We start from the raw sequence: 19492 nt of genomic DNA, 5'->3' as shown, positions 1-19492 counted from the left end.
GCTAAAATTTGGAGAAACGCTGACGTGTTTCGCGGAGCTAACGCTATCAGTCTCGATGCAAAAGGCCGTCTCGCCATGCCGAGCCGGTATCGTGACGAGCTTGAATCGCGAAGTTCCGGGCAGTTAATCGTCACGATCGACGCCGTTGATCCCTGTTTATGTGTTTACCCACTCGACGAGTGGGAGCTGATTGAAACCAAACTGCGCGCACTGCCTTCGCTTCGCGAAGAAAACCGTCGTTTGCAACGTTTGCTGATTGGTAATGCCGTCGACCTTGAACTCGATGGCAGCGGTCGTTTCCTGGTGCCGCCTCGTCTGCGTGAGTATGCCAAGTTGGATAAACGCGCGATGTTGGTTGGCCAGCTGAACAAGTTCCAATTGTGGGACGAGGATGCCTGGAATGCTGTTTCTGCAGCGGACCTGGCTGCTATTCAACAACCGGGCTCTATGCCTGATGAACTGCGTGATTTGATCCTGTGACTATTGATAGCGGCTTTAACCACATCACCGTACTGCTGGACGAAGCCGTCGAGGCTCTCGCCGTACGTTCTGATGGCTGCTATCTGGACGGCACGTTCGGACGTGGCGGACATAGCCGGCTGATTCTCAGCAAGCTCGGGCCGGATGGTCGGCTCCTCGGGTTCGATAAGGATCCCCAAGCGATTGCCACCGGGCAAGCGCTAGCGGCCGAAGACGGCCGCTTTGTCGTTGTGCAGCGCAGCTTTGCCGAGCTGGGTTCGGAAGTCGCCGAGCGTGGCCTGGCAGGCAAGGTCAGCGGCGTGCTACTGGATCTTGGCGTGTCTTCGCCGCAATTGGACGACCCTGAGCGCGGCTTCAGTTTCCTCAATGATGGCCCGTTGGACATGCGCATGGACCCGACTCGTGGCGTCAGCGCTGCGCAGTTCATCGCCACGGCGCCGGTTGAAGAAATCGCCCGTGTATTCAAGGAATACGGCGAAGAACGCTTTTCCGGTCGCATGGCGCGCGCCGTGGTCGAACGTCGTGAAATCCAGCCATTCGAGCGCACTGCCGACCTGGCCGAAGTCTTGAAAGTCGCCAACCCGGCGTGGGAAAAGGGCAAGAACCCGGCCACCCGCGCTTTCCAGGGTTTGCGTATTCACGTCAATAACGAATTGGGCGACCTGGAAGCCGGCCTCGAGGCGGCGCTGGAGTCTCTTGAAGTGGGCGGTCGCCTGGTAGTGATCAGTTTCCACTCGCTGGAAGACCGTATCGTCAAATTGTTCATGCGCCGCCTGGTGAAAGGTGAAACCGATAACCTGCCGCGTAACCTGCCGGTGCGTTTCGAAGCCTTCGTGCCCAAGATCAAGGTCCATGGCAAGGCGCAATTCGCTTCCGAGGCTGAACTCAAAGCCAATCCGCGTGCCCGCAGTGCGGTCATGCGCGTGGCGGAGAAGCTCCGTTGAGCAAGCTCTTCGCCAAACCGCTCCCGGGCGGGAGCTTTTTCATGCTCCTGCTATTTATCGGGGTGCTGGTCTCCGCTATCGCTGTCTCTTACAGCGCGCATTGGAACCGTCAGTTGCTCAACTCGCTGTACGGTGAACTGAGCGTGCGCGACAAGGCCCAGGCTGAATGGGGCCGGTTGATTCTCGAGCAAAGTACCTGGACGGCCCATAGCCGCATTGAAGTGCTGGCCACCGAACAGTTGAAGATGCACATCCCCGGTGCTGCTGAAGTGCGGATGGTGGCGCCATGATGAAACTCGAGGGCGCGCTCTACCCATGGCGTTTCCGAGTGGTCCTGGGGCTGCTGGCGGTGATGGTGTCGGCAATCGCCTGGCGCATTGTCGACCTGCAGGTGGTCGACCGTGATTTCCTCAAGGGCCAGGGCGATGCGCGCAGCGTCCGGCATATTCCGATTCCCGCCCACCGTGGTTTGATCACCGACCGCAACGGTGAGCCTCTGGCTGTCAGTACGCCAGTCACCACCCTCTGGGCCAACGCCAAGGAAATGCAGGCGGCCAAGGACAAGTGGCCGGCATTGGCAGCGGCCCTGGGCCAGGATCCAAAAGCCCTGGCCGAGCGCCTCGAAGCGCAGGCCAATAAAGAGTTCATTTACCTGGTGCGTGGCTTGACGCCTGAGCAGGGCCAAGTCGTGCTGGACCTTAAAGTGCCGGGGGTCTACGGCATCGAAGAGTTCCGCCGGTTTTATCCGGCCGGTGAAGTCACTGCGCATATGGTCGGGTTTACCGACATCGACGATCGCGGTCGTGAAGGTGTCGAACTCGCCTATGACGAATGGCTGGCCGGGGTCGCCGGCAAACGACAGGTCATCAAGGATCGGCGTGGCAGGCTGATCAAGGATGTCCAGGTCACCAAAAACGCCAAGGCCGGCAAGCCCTTGGCGTTGTCGATTGATCTGCGCCTGCAATACCTGGCCAACCGCGAACTGCGCAATGCCATCGTCGAGAACGGCGCCAAGGCTGGCAGCCTGGTGATCATGGACGTCAAGACCGGCGAGATCCTGGCCATGGTCAACCAGCCGACGTACAACCCGAACAACCGCCGCAACCTGCAGCCGGCGATGATGCGCAACCGCGCCATGATCGACGTATTCGAACCCGGCTCGACCATGAAGGCGATCTCCATGAGTGCGGCCCTGGAAACCGGTCGCTGGAAGCCCAGCGATACCGTCGAGGTTTACCCCGGTACGTTGCAGTTGGGCAAATACACCATTCGCGACGTTTCCAAGACTGAAGGCCCGGTGCTCGATCTGACCGGGATTCTGATCAATTCCAGTAACGTGGGCATGAGTAAGGTCGCCTTCGATATCGGCGGCGAAACCATTTTCCGCCTGGCGCAGAAGATCGGTCTCGGCCAGGACACCGGCCTCGGCTTCCCGGGTGAGCGTGTCGGCAACCTGCCGAACTATCGCGAGTGGCGCAAGGCCGAGACGGCCACGCTGTCTTACGGCTACGGCTTGTCGGTGACCGCGATCCAACTGGTTCACGCGTTCTCGGCGCTGGCCAACAACGGTCGAATCGCACCGCTGACCCTGATCAAAACTGACAAGGCACCGGACACCACCCAGGTGATTCCGGAAAATGTCGCCAAAACCATGCAAGGCATGTTGCAGCAAGTGATCGAGGCCCCGCGCGGCGTGTTCCGTGCCCAGGTCCCGGCTTATCACGTCGCGGGCAAGAGTGGTACGGCACGTAAGACATCGGTTGGCACCAAGGGCTATGCCGAAAACTCCTACCGCTCGCTGTTTGCCGGCTTTGGTCCGATGAGCGACCCGCGCTACGCGATCGTGGTGGTGATTGATGAACCGAGCAAGGCCGGCTACTTCGGTGGCCTGGTCTCGGCGCCGGTGTTCAGCAAAGTGATGTCCGGCACCCTGCGCCTGATGAACATCACCCCGGACAACTTGCCCCCTACCCAGCAAGCCGATGCAGCACCTGCCAAAGGAGGGCGCGGCTGATGTCTCTTAGCCTGAACAAGATTTTTGCCCATGCCGGTCGCGACCTGTTGATCCGTGAGTTGTCGCTGGACAGCCGCAACGTACGTGCCGGGGATCTGTTCCTCGCCGTGCCGGGCGGGAAATTCGACGGGCGCGAGCACATTGCCGACGCGTTAAAGCGTGGTGCAGCTGCCGTGGCCTATGAAGTGGAAGGCGCCACCGTGTTGCCGATCACCGATGTGCCGCTGATTCCGGTCAAGGGCCTGGCGGCGCAGTTGTCGGATATTGCCGGGCGCTTTTACGGCGATCCGAGCCGCCACCTGAACCTGATTGGGGTCACCGGGACCAACGGCAAGACCAGCGTTACCCAGTTGGTGGCTCAGGCTCTGGACCTGCTGGGTCAGCACTGCGGGATTGTCGGTACCCTGGGCAGCGGCTTTTATGGTGCGCTGCAAAGCGGCATGCACACCACGCCCAACCCTATTGCCGTGCAGGCGACGTTGGCCGACCTGAAAAAGGCCGGTGCCAAGGCGGTAGCCATGGAGGTTTCTTCCCATGGCCTGGACCAGGGGCGGGTTACCGCGCTGGCGTTTGACGTGGCGGTGTTGACCAACCTGTCCCGCGATCATCTGGATTATCACGGCACCATGCAGGCGTATGGCGAGGCCAAGGCCAAGCTCTTCGGCTGGTCCGACCTGCGTTGCCGGGTGATCAACCTCGACGATGAGTTCGGTCGGCAACTGGCGATTGAAAAACACGACTCGCGATTGATCACCTACAGCCTTGAAGACAGCTCGGCGTACCTGTACTGCCGAGACGCGCAGTTCGACGACGACGGCGTACGCGCAACCCTGGTCACCCCGCAAGGCGAGCACCATTTGCGCAGCACCCTGCTTGGGCGCTTCAACTTGAGCAACGTACTGGCTGCGGTCGGTGCCTTGCTCGGCCTGGATTATGCGTTGGACGAAATCCTGCGCGTGCTGCCCAAGCTTGAGGGCCCGATCGGACGTATGCAGCGCCTGGGTGGCGGCACCCAGCCGCTGGTCGTGGTCGATTACGCCCATACCCCGGATGCCCTGGAAAAAGTCCTGCTGGCCCTGCGCCCGCACGCCAAGGGACGACTGCTGTGCCTGTTCGGTTGCGGCGGCGATCGCGATCGCGGCAAGCGTCCGCTGATGGCGCAAGTGGTCGAGCGCCTGGCCGATGGTGTACTGGTGACCGACGACAATCCGCGTACCGAAGACCCGGCGCTGATCTTCGACGATATCCGGGCCGGCTTCAGTGCGGTGGATAAGGTCGATTTCGTCGCGGGACGTGGACAGGCCATTGCCAAGTTGATCGCCAGTGCTTCGGCGGACGACGTGGTGGTCCTGGCCGGCAAGGGCCATGAGGACTATCAGGAAATCAAGGGCGAGCGCCATGACTTCTCCGATCTGGTCGAGGCTGATAGGGCGTTGACTGCATGGGAGGTGGCCCATGCTTAAGGCTCTGAAACTCAGTGAGTTGAGCTCCGCACTCAATGCGCGCCTGGTTGCTGCGGATTGCAGTTTTGATGGCGTCAGTATCGACAGCCGGGCGATCAAGCCGGGGCAGCTCTTTATTGCCTTGACCGGTCCGCGGTTCGACGGCCATGACTACCTGAACGATGTTGCGAGCAAAGGTGCAGTCGGCGCACTGGTCGAACGCGAGGTGCCTGACAGCACCTTGCCGCAGTTGCTGGTCAGCGATACGCGCCTCGCACTGGGGCAGTTGGGGGCACTCAACCGTGCGGCCTTCGATAAACCGGTGGTGGCCATTACCGGCTCCAGCGGCAAGACCACGGTCAAGGAAATGCTGGCCAGTATCCTGCGCACCCGCGGGCCCGTGCTGGCGACCCGTGGCAACTTGAATAACGACCTCGGCGCTCCGCTGACCCTGCTGGAACTGGCCCCGGAACACACGGCGGCGGTGATCGAACTGGGGGCTTCGCGGATTGGCGAGATTGCCTACACCGTGGCCATGACCCAGCCTCAGGTGGCCGTGATCAATAACGCCGGGACGGCCCACGTTGGTGAATTCGGCGGCCCGGAAAAAATCGTTGAAGCCAAGGGCGAGATTCTGCAAGGGCTCGATGCTTCCGGCATCGCCGTGCTCAACCTCGACGACAAGGCATTCCCGATCTGGAAGGCCCGCGCCGGTAATCACCAGGTGCTGAGCTTCGCCCTGAACAATAGCGCCGCCGACCTGCACGCCAGTGATGTAGCCCTGGATGCCCGCGGTTGCCCGGCCTTCACCCTGCACAGTCCCAAGGGGCAGGAGCGGGTGCAATTGAATCTGTTGGGCACGCACAACGTGGCCAATGCCCTGGCCGCCGCCGCCGCCGCGCATGCCCTGGATATTTCCCTGTTTGGCATCGCCACCGGCTTGAATGCGGTGCAGCCGGTCAAGGGCCGTACCGTCGCGCAATTGGCGAAAAACGGTATGCGGGTCATTGATGACACTTACAACGCAAACCCCACCTCGATGTGCGCCGCCGTTGATATACTCGCCGGCTTTTCCGGCCGCACCGTCCTGGTGCTCGGAGACATCGGCGAGTTGGGCGAGTGGGCGGAGCAGGGGCACCGTGATGTAGGGGCATACGCTGCCGGCAAAGTGTCGGCCCTCTACGCGGTCGGGCCGCTGATGGCGCATGCCGTCTCCGCCTTCGGTGAGCACGCTCGCCACTTCGCCAGCCAGGCCGATCTGATTGCGGCACTGAACGTCGAGCAAGACCCAAATACCACCATTTTGATCAAGGGATCGCGCAGCGCGGTGATGGAAAACATCGTCGCGGCTTTGTGCGGTTCAAGTACGGAGAAACATTAATGCTGCTGCTGCTGGCTGAGTATCTGCAACAGTTCCACAAAGGCTTCGCGGTCTTTCAGTACCTGACCCTGCGCGGGATCCTGGGTGTGCTGACCGCGCTGTCGTTGTCGCTGTTCCTGGGGCCATGGATGATCCGGACCCTGCAAAGCCTGCAGATCGGCCAGTCGGTGCGCAATGACGGCCCGCAGTCGCATTTGTCCAAGTCCGGCACCCCGACCATGGGTGGCGCGCTGATCCTGTCGGCCATCGGTATCAGCACCCTGCTGTGGGCCGACCTGCATAACCGCTATGTATGGGTGGTGCTGATCGTGACCCTGCTGTTCGGCGCGGTGGGCTGGGTCGACGACTATCGCAAGGTGATCGAGAAGAACTCCAAGGGGCTGCCAAGCCGCTGGAAGTATTTCTGGCAATCGGTGTTCGGCCTGGGCGCGGCGATTTTCCTGTATGTCACGGCACCTAGCGCGGTGGAAACCACGCTGATCCTGCCGATGCTCAAAGACATCAGTATCCCGCTGGGCGCCGGTTTTGTGGTCCTGACCTATTTCGTGATCGTCGGTTCGAGCAACGCGGTCAACCTGACCGATGGCCTCGATGGCCTGGCAATCATGCCGACCGTCATGGTCGGCGGCGCGCTGGGCATTTTCTGCTACCTGTCGGGTAACGTGAAATTCGCCGAATACCTGCTGATTCCCTACGTGCCGGGCGCCGGTGAGTTGATTGTGTTCTGCGGTGCGTTGATCGGTGCGGGCCTGGGCTTCCTCTGGTTCAACACCTACCCCGCACAAGTCTTCATGGGCGACGTCGGCGCACTGGCGCTGGGCGCGGCCCTGGGCACCATCGCCGTGATCGTCCGCCAGGAAATAGTCCTGTTCATCATGGGCGGCGTGTTCGTGATGGAAACCCTGTCGGTGGTGATCCAGGTTGCTTCTTTCAAACTGACCGGTCGCCGCGTATTTCGCATGGCGCCGATTCACCACCACTTTGAACTCAAGGGCTGGCCCGAGCCGCGAGTGATCGTCCGTTTCTGGATCATCACCGTGATTCTCGTGTTGATCGGCCTTGCCACCCTGAAGCTGAGGTAGAACGAGTGTCTCTGATCGCTTCTGACCACTTCCGCATCGTTGTCGGCCTCGGCAAGAGCGGCATGTCCCTGGTTCGCTTCCTGGCGAGCCGGGGCGTGGCGTTTGCCGTGGCCGATACGCGGGAAAATCCACCGGAGCTGGCCACGCTGCGCCGTGACTACCCGCAGGTGGATGTGCGTTGTGGCGAGCTGGATGTGGAGTTCCTGTGCCGCGCCGATGAGCTCTACGTGAGCCCCGGCCTGGCCTTGGCGACCCCGGCCCTGCAAGCGGCGGCTGCCCGCGGCGTGAAGCTGTCCGGTGATATCGAGCTGTTCGCGCGTAACGCGAAGGCGCCGATCGTCGCCATCAGCGGTTCCAATGCCAAGAGCACCGTGACCACCCTGGTCGGCGAAATGGCTGCTGCTGCGGGCAAACGCGTAGCCGTGGGCGGCAACCTCGGCACTCCGGCGCTGGACCTGCTCAGCAACGATGTCGAGCTGTACGTCATGGAACTCTCCAGCTTCCAGCTGGAAACCACCGACCAGCTCAACGCCGAAGTGGCCACCGTGCTCAACATCAGCGAAGACCACATGGACCGCTACAGCGGCCTGCCGGCCTATCACCTGGCCAAGCACCGGATCTTCCGTGGCGCGCGGCAAGTGGTGTTCAACCGCCAGGATGCGCTGACCCGGCCATTGATCGGCGAAGGTTTGCCATGCTGGACCTTCGGTCTGGGCGTGCCCGATTTCAAGGCGTTCGGCCTGCGTGAAGAGCAGGGCGAGAAGTACCTGGCCTTCGGCTTGCAGAACCTGATGCCGGTGAGCGAGCTGAAAATCCGTGGCGCGCACAACCAGTCCAATGCCCTGGCAGCCCTGGCCCTCGGGCACGCGGTTGGCCTGCCCTTCGATGCCATGCTCGCCAGCCTGCGGACCTTTGCCGGTCTTGAGCATCGCTGCCAGTGGGTACGAGACCTGGACGGCGTGGCCTACTACAACGATTCCAAAGCCACCAACGTCGGTGCCGCCCTGGCGGCCATCGAAGGCCTGGGCTCGGATATCAGCGGCAAGCTGGTGCTGATTGCCGGTGGCGATGGCAAGGGTGCCGACTTCAAGGACCTGCGCAATCCGGTCGCCGCCAACTGCCGGGCCGTGGTGTTGATGGGCCGTGACAGTGAATTGATTGCCGCAGCGATAGGCGACGCGGTGCCGTTGGTTCGGGTGCAGTCGTTGCTCGAGGCGGTCGAGCGCAGCCGCGCATTGGCCGAGCCTGGAGATGCGGTGCTGCTGTCGCCGGCGTGCGCCAGTTTCGACATGTTCAAGAACTACGAAGAGCGTGGGCAGCTGTTTGCCCAGGCTGTGGAGGGCTTGGCATGAACCTCGGGAACATCATCAAGCCTTATCCGTCGCCGATCATTACCGGGCGCGGTATCGACCTCGACTTCCCGATGCTCGCCGGCTGCCTGGCCTTGCTCGGCCTGGGCCTGGTGATGATCACCTCGGCCTCGTCTGAAGTAGCCGCAGTGCAATCGGGCAACCCGCTGTATCACATGATTCGCCACCTGATTTACCTGGTGATCGGCCTGGGCGCGTGCATCGTGACCATGATGATTCCGATCGCCACCTGGCAGCGCCTGGGCTGGCTGATGCTGATTGGTGCCTTTGGTTTGCTGGTGATGGTGCTGTTGCCGGGTATCGGCCGTGAGGTCAACGGCTCGATGCGCTGGATCGGCTTCAGCTTCTTCAACGTGCAGCCTTCGGAAATCGCCAAGGTATTTGTGGTGATCTACCTCGCCGGTTATCTGGTGCGGCGGCAGAAGGAAGTGCGCGAAAGCTGGATGGGCTTCTTCAAGCCGTTCATCGTCCTCCTGCCCATGGCCGGCCTGTTGCTGATGGAGCCCGACTTCGGTGCCACCGTGGTCATGATGGGGGCGGCCGCGGCCATGCTCTTCCTCGGCGGTGTGGGCCTGTTCCGTTTCACCTTGATGGTGGTGCTGGCAGTGGCAGCGGTGACCATTCTGGTCCAGGCCCAACCCTACCGGATGGCCCGTCTGATTACCTTCACCGACCCCTGGGCCGACCAGTTTGGTTCCGGTTACCAGCTGACCCAGGCGCTGATCGCCTTCGGTCGTGGTGAGTGGCTGGGTGTCGGGCTGGGCAACAGTGTGCAGAAGCAGTTCTACCTGCCTGAAGCCCACACTGACTTCGTGTTCTCGGTACTCGCCGAAGAGCTGGGCGTGGTCGGTTCGCTGGCTACCGTCGGGCTGTTTGTATTCGTTTGCGTGCGCGCCATGTACATCGGTTTGTGGGCCGAGAAGGCCAAGCAATTTTTCGCCGCTTATGTGGCGTATGGCCTGGCTTTCCTGTGGATTGGTCAGTTCCTGATCAATATCGGGGTAAACGTCGGCCTGCTGCCGACCAAGGGCCTGACACTGCCGTTCCTCAGTTATGGCGGCAGTTCGTTGGTGATCTGCTGCGCCTGCCTGGGCTTGCTGCTGCGCATCGAGTGGGAGAGTCGAACCCACCTGGGCAGCGAGGAGATGGAGTTCAGCGAGAGCGACTTCGCCGAGGAGCCAAGCCATGGGCGCTAATGTGCTGATCATGGCCGGCGGCACCGGCGGCCACGTGTTCCCGGCCCTGGCCTGTGCCCGCGAGTTCGAAGCCCGTGGCTACACCGTGCATTGGCTCGGGACCCCGCGTGGCATCGAAAACGAACTGGTGCCCGGCGCCGGTTTGCCGTTGCATTTGATCAACGTCACCGGTCTGCGAGGCAAGGGCAAGTTGTCCCTGCTCAAGGCCCCGTTCGTGCTGATCAAGGCCGTGCTCCAAGCCCGCAAAATCATTGCTCAACTGAAGCCGGTCTGTGTATTGGGTTTTGGTGGTTATGTGACTGGCCCTGGCGGCGTCGCGGCGAAACTGTCCGGCGTGCCGGTAATTGTTCACGAACAGAACGCCGTCGCCGGTACCGCCAATCGGCTGCTGGTGCCGTTGGCTGCCCGAGTCTGCGAAGCTTTCCCGGACACCTTTGCTGCCTCCGACAGCCGGCGCACCACCGGCAATCCGGTACGCCGCGAGCTGTTCCTCGATACCCCGCGCCAGGACCTGGCCGGACGCAAGGCGCGGTTGCTGATTCTGGGCGGAAGCCTGGGGGCGGAACCGTTGAATAAATTGCTGCCAGAAGCCCTGGCGCTGGTCGCGGCCGAGCTGCGTCCGGAGGTGTTTCATCAGGCCGGCAAAAACCATGATGAAGTGACTGCAGAGCGCTATCGCGTCGCTGGTGTCGAGGCGCAAGTGCAGCCCTTTATCAAAGACATGGCCCAAGCCTATGGCTGGGCCGACCTGGTGGTTTGTCGCGCAGGTGCGCTGACTGTCAGTGAACTGGCTGCCGCCGGTCTGCCCTCGATGCTGGTGCCTTTGCCCCACGCGATCGACGATCACCAGACCCGCAATGCCGATTATTTGGCTCGTGAAGGCGCTGCTTTCCTGATGCCGCAAAGAACGACTGGTGCTGCGGATCTAGCCGCACGCCTGACAGAGGTCTTGATGCAACCGGAACGACTGAACAACATGGCCGACGCCGCGCGTCGCCTGGCCAAACCCGATGCTACCCGCAATGTGGTCGATATCTGCCTGGAGGTGGCCCATGGTTGAGAACCAGAAAGCCATGCATCAGCCGGAAATGCGCCGCATCCGTCGTATTCACTTCGTCGGTATCGGCGGCGTGGGCATGTGCGGGATCGCCGAAGTGCTGCTGAACCTGGGCTATCAAGTCTCGGGCTCCGACCTCAAGGCGTCGCCGGTCACTGAGCGCCTGGAGTCTTTCGGTGCGCAGATCTTTATCGGCCACCGTGCCGAGAACGCTGCCAGTGCCGATGTGCTGGTGGTGTCCAGTGCCGTGAACACCTCCAACCCGGAAGTCGCCACCGCCCTGGAGCGCCGGATCCCGGTGGTGCCGCGGGCCGAAATGCTCGCCGAGCTGATGCGTTATCGCCACGGCATCGCCGTGGCCGGTACTCATGGCAAGACCACCACCACCAGCCTGATCGCATCGGTGTTTGCCGCTGGCGGCCTGGACCCAACGTTCGTCATCGGTGGCCGGCTAAATGCAGCAGGCACCAATGCACAACTGGGGACCAGCCGTTACCTGATCGCCGAGGCCGATGAAAGCGACGCCAGCTTCCTGCACCTGCAACCGCTGGTGGCCGTGGTCACCAACATCGATGCCGATCACATGGCAACGTACGACGGCGACTTCAACAAGCTGAAGAAAACCTTCGTCGAGTTCCTGCACAACCTGCCGTTCTACGGTTTGGCCGTGGTCTGCCTGGATGATCCGGTGGTTCGCGAGATCCTGCCGTTGGTCAAGCGTCCGACCGTTACCTACGGTTTCAGCGAAGACGCCGACGTACGGGCGATCAATGTTCGCCAGCAAGGCATGCAGACCTTCTTCACCGTGCTGCGTCCCGACCGGGCGCCACTGGATGTGTCGGTGAACATGCCCGGTAATCACAACGTGCTCAATTCCCTGGCGACCATCTGCATCGCCAGCGATGAAGGCGTCAGCGATGAAGCCATTGTCCAGGGCCTTTCGGGCTTCCAGGGCGTGGGCCGTCGCTTCCAGGTCTACGGTGAGCTGCCGGTAGAAGGCGGCAACGTGATGCTGGTGGACGATTACGGTCACCACCCGACTGAAGTGGCCGCCGTGATCAAGGCCGTGCGTGGTGGCTGGCCTGAGCGTCGTCTGGTGATGGTTTACCAGCCGCACCGCTACAGCCGGACCCGTGATCTGTACGACGACTTTGTGCAGGTCCTGGCGGACGCCAACGTACTGCTGCTGATGGAAGTCTATCCGGCCGGCGAAGAGCCGATCCCGGGGGCCGACAGCCGTCAGCTGTGCCACAGCATTCGTCAGCGTGGGCAATTGGACCCGATCTACATCGAGCGTGGCGTCGACCTGGCGCCGCTGGTCAAGCCGTTGCTGCGTGCCGGCGACATTCTGTTGTGCCAGGGCGCCGGTGATATCGGCGGCCTCGCGCCGAAACTATTGAGCAGCCCGCTGTTTGCCGGTGCTGTGGCTGCTGTACAGGGGAAGTCGAAATGACCGCCGCCTACGCCAACCTGTTCTCGACCATCGAGCCGCAAGCCTTCGGCCGCGTCGCCGTGCTCTTCGGTGGCAAGAGCGCCGAGCGCGAAGTCTCGCTCAAGTCCGGCAATGCCGTGCTCCAGGCCCTGCAAAGCGCCGGTGTCGATGCGTTCGGCATCGACGTCGGTGATGACTTCCTGCAGCGCCTGCTGAACGAGAAGATCGATCGCGCCTTTATCATTCTTCACGGCCGTGGCGGTGAAGACGGCAGCATGCAGGGCCTGCTGGAGTGCCTGGGCATTCCTTACACCGGCAGCGGCATCCTCGCGTCGGCCCTGGCCATGGACAAACTGCGCACCAAGCAGGTGTGGCACAGCCTGGGTATTCCGACTCCGCGCCACAGCGTGCTGAGCAGCGAAGCCGACTGTATTTCTGCTGTGGCGGAACTGGGCCTGCCTTTGATCGTCAAACCGGCTCATGAAGGTTCCAGTATCGGTATGGCCAAGGTGACTTCCGCGTCAGAGTTGATCGACGCATGGAAAGCGGCCAGTACCTACGATTCGCAAGTCTTGGTTGAGCAATGGATTCAAGGTCCGGAGTTCACCATCGCGACGCTGCGTGACCAGGTGTTGCCTCCTATCGCCCTGGGCACGCCCCACACTTTTTACGACTACGACGCCAAGTACGTGGCTTCCGATACCCAGTACCGGATCCCATGCGGTCTCGATAGCGCCAAGGAACAAGAGCTCATGGACCTCACGGCGAAAGCCTGCGAGGCGCTGGGTATCGCCGGTTGGGGGCGTGCTGATGTGATGCAGGACGCCGACGGGCAGTTCTGGTTCCTGGAGGTCAACACGGCTCCTGGCATGACCGATCACAGCCTGGTGCCGATGGCGGCTCGGGCGGCCGGCCTGGATTTCCAGCAATTGGTATTGGCGATCCTGGCGGCGAGCGTTGCCAGTCACGAAGAGGCGCGAGGTTAAGTCCATGCAAGGCGCATCGCTACGTCATCAGCCACCCGCACCCGGCCGCAAGCCGGTGCCGCGGGGTGCCAGCCGAATGGTGGCTAAAGAGCCGATGTCGGTGCGCCTGCCCAAAGCCAACTTCGGCTTCCTCAAGGCCCTGTTCTGGCCGGTGCTGCTGGTGGCGTTGGGTTTTGGCACTTACGAAGGCGCGCAGCGCCTGTTGCCTTATGCGGACCGGCCGATCACCAAGGTCGCGGTCCAGGGCGACCTGAGTTACATCAGCCAGCAAGCGGTGCAGCAGCGGATCGCGCCTTACGTGGCGGCGAGCTTCTTCACCATTGACCTGGCCAGCATGCGTACCGAGCTGGAGCAGATGCCATGGATCGCACATGCCGAGGTACGTCGCGTCTGGCCGGACCAGGTGGTTATCCGCCTGGAGGAGCAACTGCCCGTGGCCCGTTGGGGCGACGAGGCGTTGTTGAACAACCAGGGCCAGGCGTTTACGCCGCGTGAATTGGCCAACTACGAACACTTGCCGCAGTTGTTCGGCCCGCAGCGGGCCCAGCAGCAAGTGATGCAGCAGTATCAGGTGTTGAGTCAGATGCTGCGACCGATGGGCTTCTCGATCGCTCGTCTGGAGCTGCGTGAGCGCGGCAGCTGGTTCCTGACGACCGGGGCCGGCAGTGCGGGCCCGGGTATCGAGTTGTTGCTGGGCCGCGATCATCTGGTGGAGAAGATGCGCCGCTTTATTGCCATTTATGAAAAAACGCTGAAAGAACAGATTACGAACATTGCGCGCATCGATCTGCGCTACGCCAACGGCCTGGCCGTCGGCTGGCGGGAACCTGTAGCGCCCACGACGGCCCAACCCGCCGTCGCGAAGAATTAAGAAGAGGCAGGACCATGGCAAATGTGCAAAGCGGCAAAATGATCGTCGGTCTCGATATCGGCACCTCCAAAGTGGTGGCGCTGGTGGGTGAGGTCGGGGCCGATGGCACGCTGGAAATCGTCGGTATCGGTACCCATCCGTCCCGCGGCCTGAAGAAGGGCGTGGTGGTGAATATCGAGTCCACCGTGCAGTCCATCCAGCGCGCCGTCGAAGAAGCGCAACTGATGGCTGGATGCCGCATCCACTCGGCGTTTGTCGGTGTGGCCGGCAATCACATTCGCAGCCTGAACTCCCACGGCATCGTGGCGATTCGTGATCGTGAAGTCAGCTCGGCCGACCTCGAGCGGGTTCTCGATGCGGCCCAGGCCGTGGCGATTCCGGCTGACCAGCGGGTTTTGCACACCCTGCCGCAGGATTACGTGATCGATAACCAGGAAGGCGTACGTGAGCCCCTGGGCATGTCCGGCGTTCGCCTGGAAGCCAAGGTGCACGTGGTGACCTGCGCGGTCAATGCGGCACAGAACATCGAAAAGTGCGTGCGTCGCTGCGGTCTGGAAATTGACGACATCATTCTCGAGCAGTTGGCCTCGGCCTACTCGGTGCTGACCGATGATGAGAAAGAGCTGGGCGTGTGCCTGGTGGACATCGGTGGCGGTACCACCGACATCGCGATCTTCACTGAAGGCGCGATCCGGCATACCGCAGTGATCCCGATTGCCGGCGATCAGGTGACCAACGACATCGCCATGGCGCTGCGTACCCCGACCCAGTACGCCGAAGAAATCAAGATCCGCTACGCCTGCGCCCTGGCCAAGCTGGCCGGTGCCGGTGAAACCATCAAGGTTCCAAGTGTCGGCGACCGTCCGCCGCGCGAGCTGTCGCGCCAGGCCCTGGCCGAAGTGGTCGAACCGCGCTACGACGAGCTGTTCACCCTGATCCAGGCTGAACTGCGTCGCAGCGGCTACGAAGACCTGATCCCGGCCGGCATCGTGCTGACCGGCGGTACCTCGAAGATGGAAGGCGCGGTCGAGTTGGCCGAAGAGATTTTCCACATGCCGGTTCGCCTGGGCGTGCCGCACACCGTCAAGGGCCTGTCCGACGTGGTGCGCAACCCGATCTATTCCACCGGCGTCGGCTTGCTGCTGTACGGGCTGCAGAAACAGTCCGACGGGATTTCGTTCTCCGGCATCGGCAGCCGCGACAGCTACAGCAATGAAGAACCCAAGGCCGCCTTGCTCGATCGCATCAAGAGCTGGGTACAAGGCAATTTCTAAGCAGTGGTTTCAAGCGACACGTTTCAAGCGGCACGCAACAAAGCAGTAGGCAGTAGGCGAAAAAACTAGAGAAATGAAAGGAGAGGGAAAATGTTCGAACTCGTAGACAACATCCCGCAAAGCCCGGTAATCAAGGTTATTGGTGTTGGCGGTGGCGGCGGCAACGCGGTCAATCACATGGTCAAGAGCAACATTGAAGGCGTCGAGTTCATCTGCGCCAACACTGATGCCCAGGCGCTGAAAAGCATCGGCGCGCGGACCATTCTGCAATTGGGCACCGGCGTGACCAAGGGCCTGGGTGCTGGCGCAAATCCGGAAGTCGGTCGTCAGGCCGCTCTGGAAGACCGCGAGCGCATTGCCGAGGTTCTGGCGGGCACCAACATGGTGTTCATCACCACTGGCATGGGCGGCGGTACCGGTACCGGTGCTGCGCCGATCATTGCCGAAGTGGCCAAGGAAATGGGGATCCTGACGGTCGCTGTCGTGACTCGTCCGTTCCCGTTCGAAGGTCGCAAGCGCATGCAGATCGCCGATGAAGGCATCCGCCTGCTGTCGGAAAGTGTCGACTCGCTGATCACCATCCCCAACGAGAAGCTGCTGACCATCCTCGGTAAGGACGCCAGCCTGCTGTCGGCTTTCGCCAAGGCTGACGATGTACTGGCCGGTGCCGTTCGCGGTATCTCCGACATCATCAAACGTCCGGGCATGATCAACGTCGACTTTGCCGACGTGCGTACCGTGATGAGCGAAATGGGCATGGCGATGATGGGCACTGGCTGCGCCAGCGGTCCGAACCGTGCACGTGAAGCCACCGAAGCGGCGATCCGCAACCCGTTGCTCGAAGACGTGAACCTGCAAGGTGCACGCGGCATCCTGGTGAACATCACCGCCGGTCCTGACCTGTCCCTGGGTGAGTACTCCGACGTGGGTAGCATCATCGAAGCCTTCGCTTCCGAGCACGCCATGGTCAAGGTCGGTACTGTTATCGATCCGGACATGCGCGACGAGCTGCACGTGACTGTGGTTGCCACAGGTCTGGGCGCGAAAATCGAGAAGCCGATGAAGGTGATCGACAACACCGTGCAAACCTCCATGGCTTCGCAGGCTCAACCAGCGCCTTCGCGTCAGGAGCTGCCGTCGGTGAACTACCGCGACCTGGATCGTCCAACCGTGATGCGCAATCAAGCTCAGTCGAGCGCTGCGACCGCGGCGAAGCTGAATCCGCAAGATGATCTGGACTATCTGGACATCCCGGCATTCCTGCGTCGCCAGGCCGATTGATGGAATGTATCAGGGGTATTAGGGTGATTGGTGTTCAGCAAAGGTCTGGTCTGCTATTATCGCCAGCCTTTGTTGATACCAGTTCGCAATTTGCGCTGAAGCGGCCCAAGCCATGATTAAACAACGCACCCTGAAGAATATTATCCGTGCCACAGGTGTAGGCCTGCACTCCGGGGAGAAGGTATACCTGACCCTCAAGCCTGCGCCTGTAGACACCGGCATTGTGTTTTGTCGTGCCGACCTGGACCCTGTGGTGCAGATTCCTGCTCGCGCGGAAAACGTTGGTGAAACCACTATGTCGACCACGCTGGTCAACGGTGACACCAAAGTGGACACGGTGGAGCACTTGCTCTCGGCCATGGCCGGCCTGGGCATCGATAACGCCTACGTCGAGCTCTCCGCGTCCGAAGTCCCAATCATGGATGGTAGCGCTGGACCCTTCGTATTCCTGATTCAATCTGCCGGCCTGGAAGAACAGGACGCAGCCAAGAAGTTCATTCGTATCCTGCGCGAAGTGACAGTGGAAGACGGCGACAAGCGCGCCACTTTCGTTCCTTTCGACGGTTTCAAGGTGAGCTTCGAGATCGATTTCGATCACCCGGTTTTCCGTGACCGCACCCAAAGTGCAAGCGTGGATTTTTCCAGCACTTCGTTTGTAAAAGAAGTCAGCCGCGCCCGTACCTTTGGTTTCATGAGTGATATCGAGTACCTGCGCAAGCACAACCTCGCACTCGGCGGCAGCGTGGAAAACGCCATCGTGGTCGACGCGGATGGTGTACTGAACGAAGACGGCCTTCGCTATGAAGACGAATTCGTGAAGCACAAGATCCTCGACGCAATTGGTGACCTCTACCTGCTGGGCAATAGCCTGATAGGTGAGTTCAAAGGCTTCAAGTCGGGCCATGCACTGAACAACCAGCTTCTGCGCAAACTCATTGCACAGAAAGATGCGTGGGAAGTCGTGACCTTCGAAGATGCCAGCACTGCACCGATCTCTTACATGCGTCCGGTTGCGGCCGTGTAAGTAACACTCTCTTTCCTTTTGTTTTTAAAGGCCACCCTCGGGTGGCCTTTTTTTATGGCCGTCAGTCAGGCATCGAGAGTCTGGCAGCCGCAGACGTCGGGCTGCTCGCGGCCAGGTCGGCCACCACCCGGTTACGGCCATGGAATTTGGCCTGGTATAGGGCTTTGTCGGCGTTGCGCAGCAGGTTTTCCGGGCTGATGTCCTGGCCCGCCGACCAGGTGCCGACCCCGATACTCACCGTCAGCGGCGTGGCGTTCTGGCCCACCGGCGCCAACTGTTCGATGCCGGCGCGGATCTGCTCGGCCAGGGCGCAGGCGCCGGCCATGGTGGTTTCCGGCAGGATCACTGCGAACTCTTCGCCGCCATAGCGTGCCGCCAGATCTGCAGGACGGCGCACGCCGCCGCCGATCACATCGGCCACCGCACGCAGGGCGATATCGCCCAACTGGTGGCCGTGGCGGTCATTGAAGGCCTTGAAGTGGTCGACATCAATCATCAGCAGCGACAGGTTGTTGCCTGAACGCTGGGCCCTTGAGTACTCGCGAGCCAGGGTCTGGTCCATGGCGCGGCGGTTGGCCAGCCCGGTCAGCCCGTCAGTGGCGGCCAGTTGCTCCAGCTCCCGCTCGGCGCGCTGGCGCAGGCGCAGTTCGCGGCGCAGCAGCCAGGTCAGCCACAGCAAGCCGATACACAAAATACCGGTGGCCAGGCTGACCACCAGGGCGGTACGGCGCCAGGCGGCGAACACTTCGTCGGTGGAGAGGGCAACAATCACGATCAGCGGCAACTGGCCGACTTGAGAGAAGGTGTACAGCCGGGCCTTGTGGTCGACACTGGAAACACTGCTGAAGCTGCCGTTGCCTTCCTTGAGAATGCGCATGAAGTTCGGTCGATTGCTGAAGTCGCGGCCGATCAGGTCGTCGCCCAGGGGCGGTTGCTGAGCCAACAGAAAACCGTCGCTGCTGATCAGGTTCACCGAGCTATTACGGCCGACACTCAGGGTCTTGAACAGCGCATTGAAGTAATCCAGGCGCATGGCCGCCTCGGCCACCCCGAGAAACTCCCCTTGCTCGGACGACAAGCGACGGCTGAAACTGATGCGCCAATCCTGTTCGGCACTGCGGCTGCGGAACGGGCGGCTGATCATCATCTGCGGGTCTGGGTTGTCGACATGCACTTGAAAGTATTCGCGGTCGGCGAAATTGTCTGTGCGCGGTATGACCGAGGCTGAGTCGGCCACCACGTCGCCTTTGTTGTCCAGCAGCAGGATGTCGCCCTTGTGCGGCATGGTGGTGGCGCGATCGAACAATACCCGGTGGCGCACATCGGCCGGAACCCCGGCCAGGTCCTTGAGGCGGGTGGCTTCGATCAGGCCACGCAGGGAGATGTCGTAGAGCTCGACGTTGTGCTCCACGTCGGCATCGATCAATTGCACGATGTTCGTGGCCGAGCGCACCGCGACCAACTTGGCGCTGCCGTGTTCGCGGATCAGCAGGTAGGTCACGATGCACAGGATGGCGATGACCGTCAGGGAACTGCCGGCCAGCAGCATCCACTCGGATTGGCTGGGGGGCGGGCGTGAAGGAGTCGCACTGTGTGCACGCATGTTTCTGGCTTCTGCTGGCGGACGGGGAAGGAGGCCGCTAGCAGAGTGACAGAGA

At 61.5% G+C, this 19492-nt stretch carries 17 protein-coding genes; 16 read left to right on the top strand and 1 reads right to left on the bottom strand.

Translation table 11 applies throughout. The features are described 5' to 3' along the window. The first annotated feature begins 24 nt into the window (after window positions 1-24). From mraZ to lpxC, 16 genes are all read left to right on the top strand, one after another. A complete protein-coding gene (gene mraZ, locus AC19YX_RS18155) occupies window positions 25-480 on the top strand; it encodes a division/cell wall cluster transcriptional repressor MraZ (protein ID WP_020297554.1) in 456 nt (151 codons plus the stop codon). Further along, entirely contained in the window at window positions 477-1424 is a 948-nt protein-coding gene (gene rsmH, locus AC19YX_RS18150) for a 16S rRNA (cytosine(1402)-N(4))-methyltransferase RsmH (protein ID WP_500606722.1), read from the top strand. The genes mraZ and rsmH overlap by 4 nt, the downstream gene beginning before the upstream one ends. Continuing rightward, on the top strand, window positions 1421-1714 hold the full coding sequence (ftsL, locus tag AC19YX_RS18145) for a cell division protein FtsL (protein ID WP_078472401.1): 294 nt from the start codon (window positions 1421-1423) through the stop codon (window positions 1712-1714). Before rsmH ends, ftsL begins: the two co-directional genes overlap by 4 nt. Next, entirely contained in the window at window positions 1714-3438 is a 1725-nt protein-coding gene (locus AC19YX_RS18140) for a peptidoglycan D,D-transpeptidase FtsI family protein (protein ID WP_020297551.1), read from the top strand. The genes ftsL and AC19YX_RS18140 overlap by 1 nt, the downstream gene beginning before the upstream one ends. Then, a complete protein-coding gene (locus AC19YX_RS18135; RefSeq protein WP_421548718.1) occupies window positions 3438-4901 on the top strand; it encodes a UDP-N-acetylmuramoyl-L-alanyl-D-glutamate--2,6-diaminopimelate ligase in 1464 nt (487 codons plus the stop codon). The genes AC19YX_RS18140 and AC19YX_RS18135 overlap by 1 nt, the downstream gene beginning before the upstream one ends. Further along, complete coding sequence (locus AC19YX_RS18130) at window positions 4894-6261, top strand: UDP-N-acetylmuramoyl-tripeptide--D-alanyl-D-alanine ligase (RefSeq protein WP_201127819.1); 1368 nt, start codon at window positions 4894-4896, stop codon at window positions 6259-6261. The genes AC19YX_RS18135 and AC19YX_RS18130 overlap by 8 nt, the downstream gene beginning before the upstream one ends. After that, window positions 6261-7343, top strand: coding sequence for a phospho-N-acetylmuramoyl-pentapeptide-transferase (gene mraY, locus AC19YX_RS18125; protein ID WP_020297548.1), 1083 nt, complete (start codon window positions 6261-6263; stop codon window positions 7341-7343). Before AC19YX_RS18130 ends, mraY begins: the two co-directional genes overlap by 1 nt. A 5-nt stretch (window positions 7344-7348) precedes the next feature. After that, entirely contained in the window at window positions 7349-8695 is a 1347-nt protein-coding gene (gene murD, locus AC19YX_RS18120) for a UDP-N-acetylmuramoyl-L-alanine--D-glutamate ligase (RefSeq protein WP_500606721.1), read from the top strand. Beyond that, window positions 8692-9909, top strand: coding sequence for a putative lipid II flippase FtsW (ftsW, locus tag AC19YX_RS18115; protein ID WP_078472396.1), 1218 nt, complete (start codon window positions 8692-8694; stop codon window positions 9907-9909). Before murD ends, ftsW begins: the two co-directional genes overlap by 4 nt. Then, window positions 9899-10969: an undecaprenyldiphospho-muramoylpentapeptide beta-N-acetylglucosaminyltransferase gene (gene murG / locus AC19YX_RS18110; RefSeq protein WP_201127815.1), complete on the top strand. Its 1071-nt coding sequence runs from the start codon at window positions 9899-9901 to the stop codon at window positions 10967-10969. The genes ftsW and murG overlap by 11 nt, the downstream gene beginning before the upstream one ends. Continuing rightward, window positions 10962-12419, top strand: coding sequence for a UDP-N-acetylmuramate--L-alanine ligase (murC, locus tag AC19YX_RS18105; protein WP_020297544.1), 1458 nt, complete (start codon window positions 10962-10964; stop codon window positions 12417-12419). The genes murG and murC overlap by 8 nt, the downstream gene beginning before the upstream one ends. After that, entirely contained in the window at window positions 12416-13384 is a 969-nt protein-coding gene (locus AC19YX_RS18100; protein WP_201127813.1) for a D-alanine--D-alanine ligase, read from the top strand. The genes murC and AC19YX_RS18100 overlap by 4 nt, the downstream gene beginning before the upstream one ends. Before the next feature lie 4 nt (window positions 13385-13388). Beyond that, entirely contained in the window at window positions 13389-14255 is an 867-nt protein-coding gene (locus AC19YX_RS18095) for a cell division protein FtsQ/DivIB (RefSeq protein WP_043229552.1), read from the top strand. 14 nt (window positions 14256-14269) lie between these two features. Further along, a complete protein-coding gene (gene ftsA / locus AC19YX_RS18090; protein WP_020297541.1) occupies window positions 14270-15529 on the top strand; it encodes a cell division protein FtsA in 1260 nt (419 codons plus the stop codon). Between the two features lie 90 nt (window positions 15530-15619). Continuing rightward, window positions 15620-16810, top strand: coding sequence for a cell division protein FtsZ (gene ftsZ, locus AC19YX_RS18085; protein ID WP_020297540.1), 1191 nt, complete (start codon window positions 15620-15622; stop codon window positions 16808-16810). A 112-nt stretch (window positions 16811-16922) separates the two neighbouring features. Next, complete coding sequence (lpxC, locus tag AC19YX_RS18080; protein WP_020297539.1) at window positions 16923-17834, top strand: UDP-3-O-acyl-N-acetylglucosamine deacetylase; 912 nt, start codon at window positions 16923-16925, stop codon at window positions 17832-17834. 61 nt (window positions 17835-17895) lie between these two features. Here lpxC and AC19YX_RS18075 read toward each other — a convergent pair whose 3' ends face one another. Continuing rightward, entirely contained in the window at window positions 17896-19437 is a 1542-nt protein-coding gene (locus AC19YX_RS18075; protein ID WP_500606720.1) for a diguanylate cyclase, read from the bottom strand. Window positions 19438-19492: the final 55 nt, after the last annotated feature.

Source organism: Pseudomonas sp. MF09150, assembly GCF_059862355.1.
Note: the sequence above shows the minus strand (reverse complement) of the source record. Positions and strands in the feature narration are given on the sequence as shown.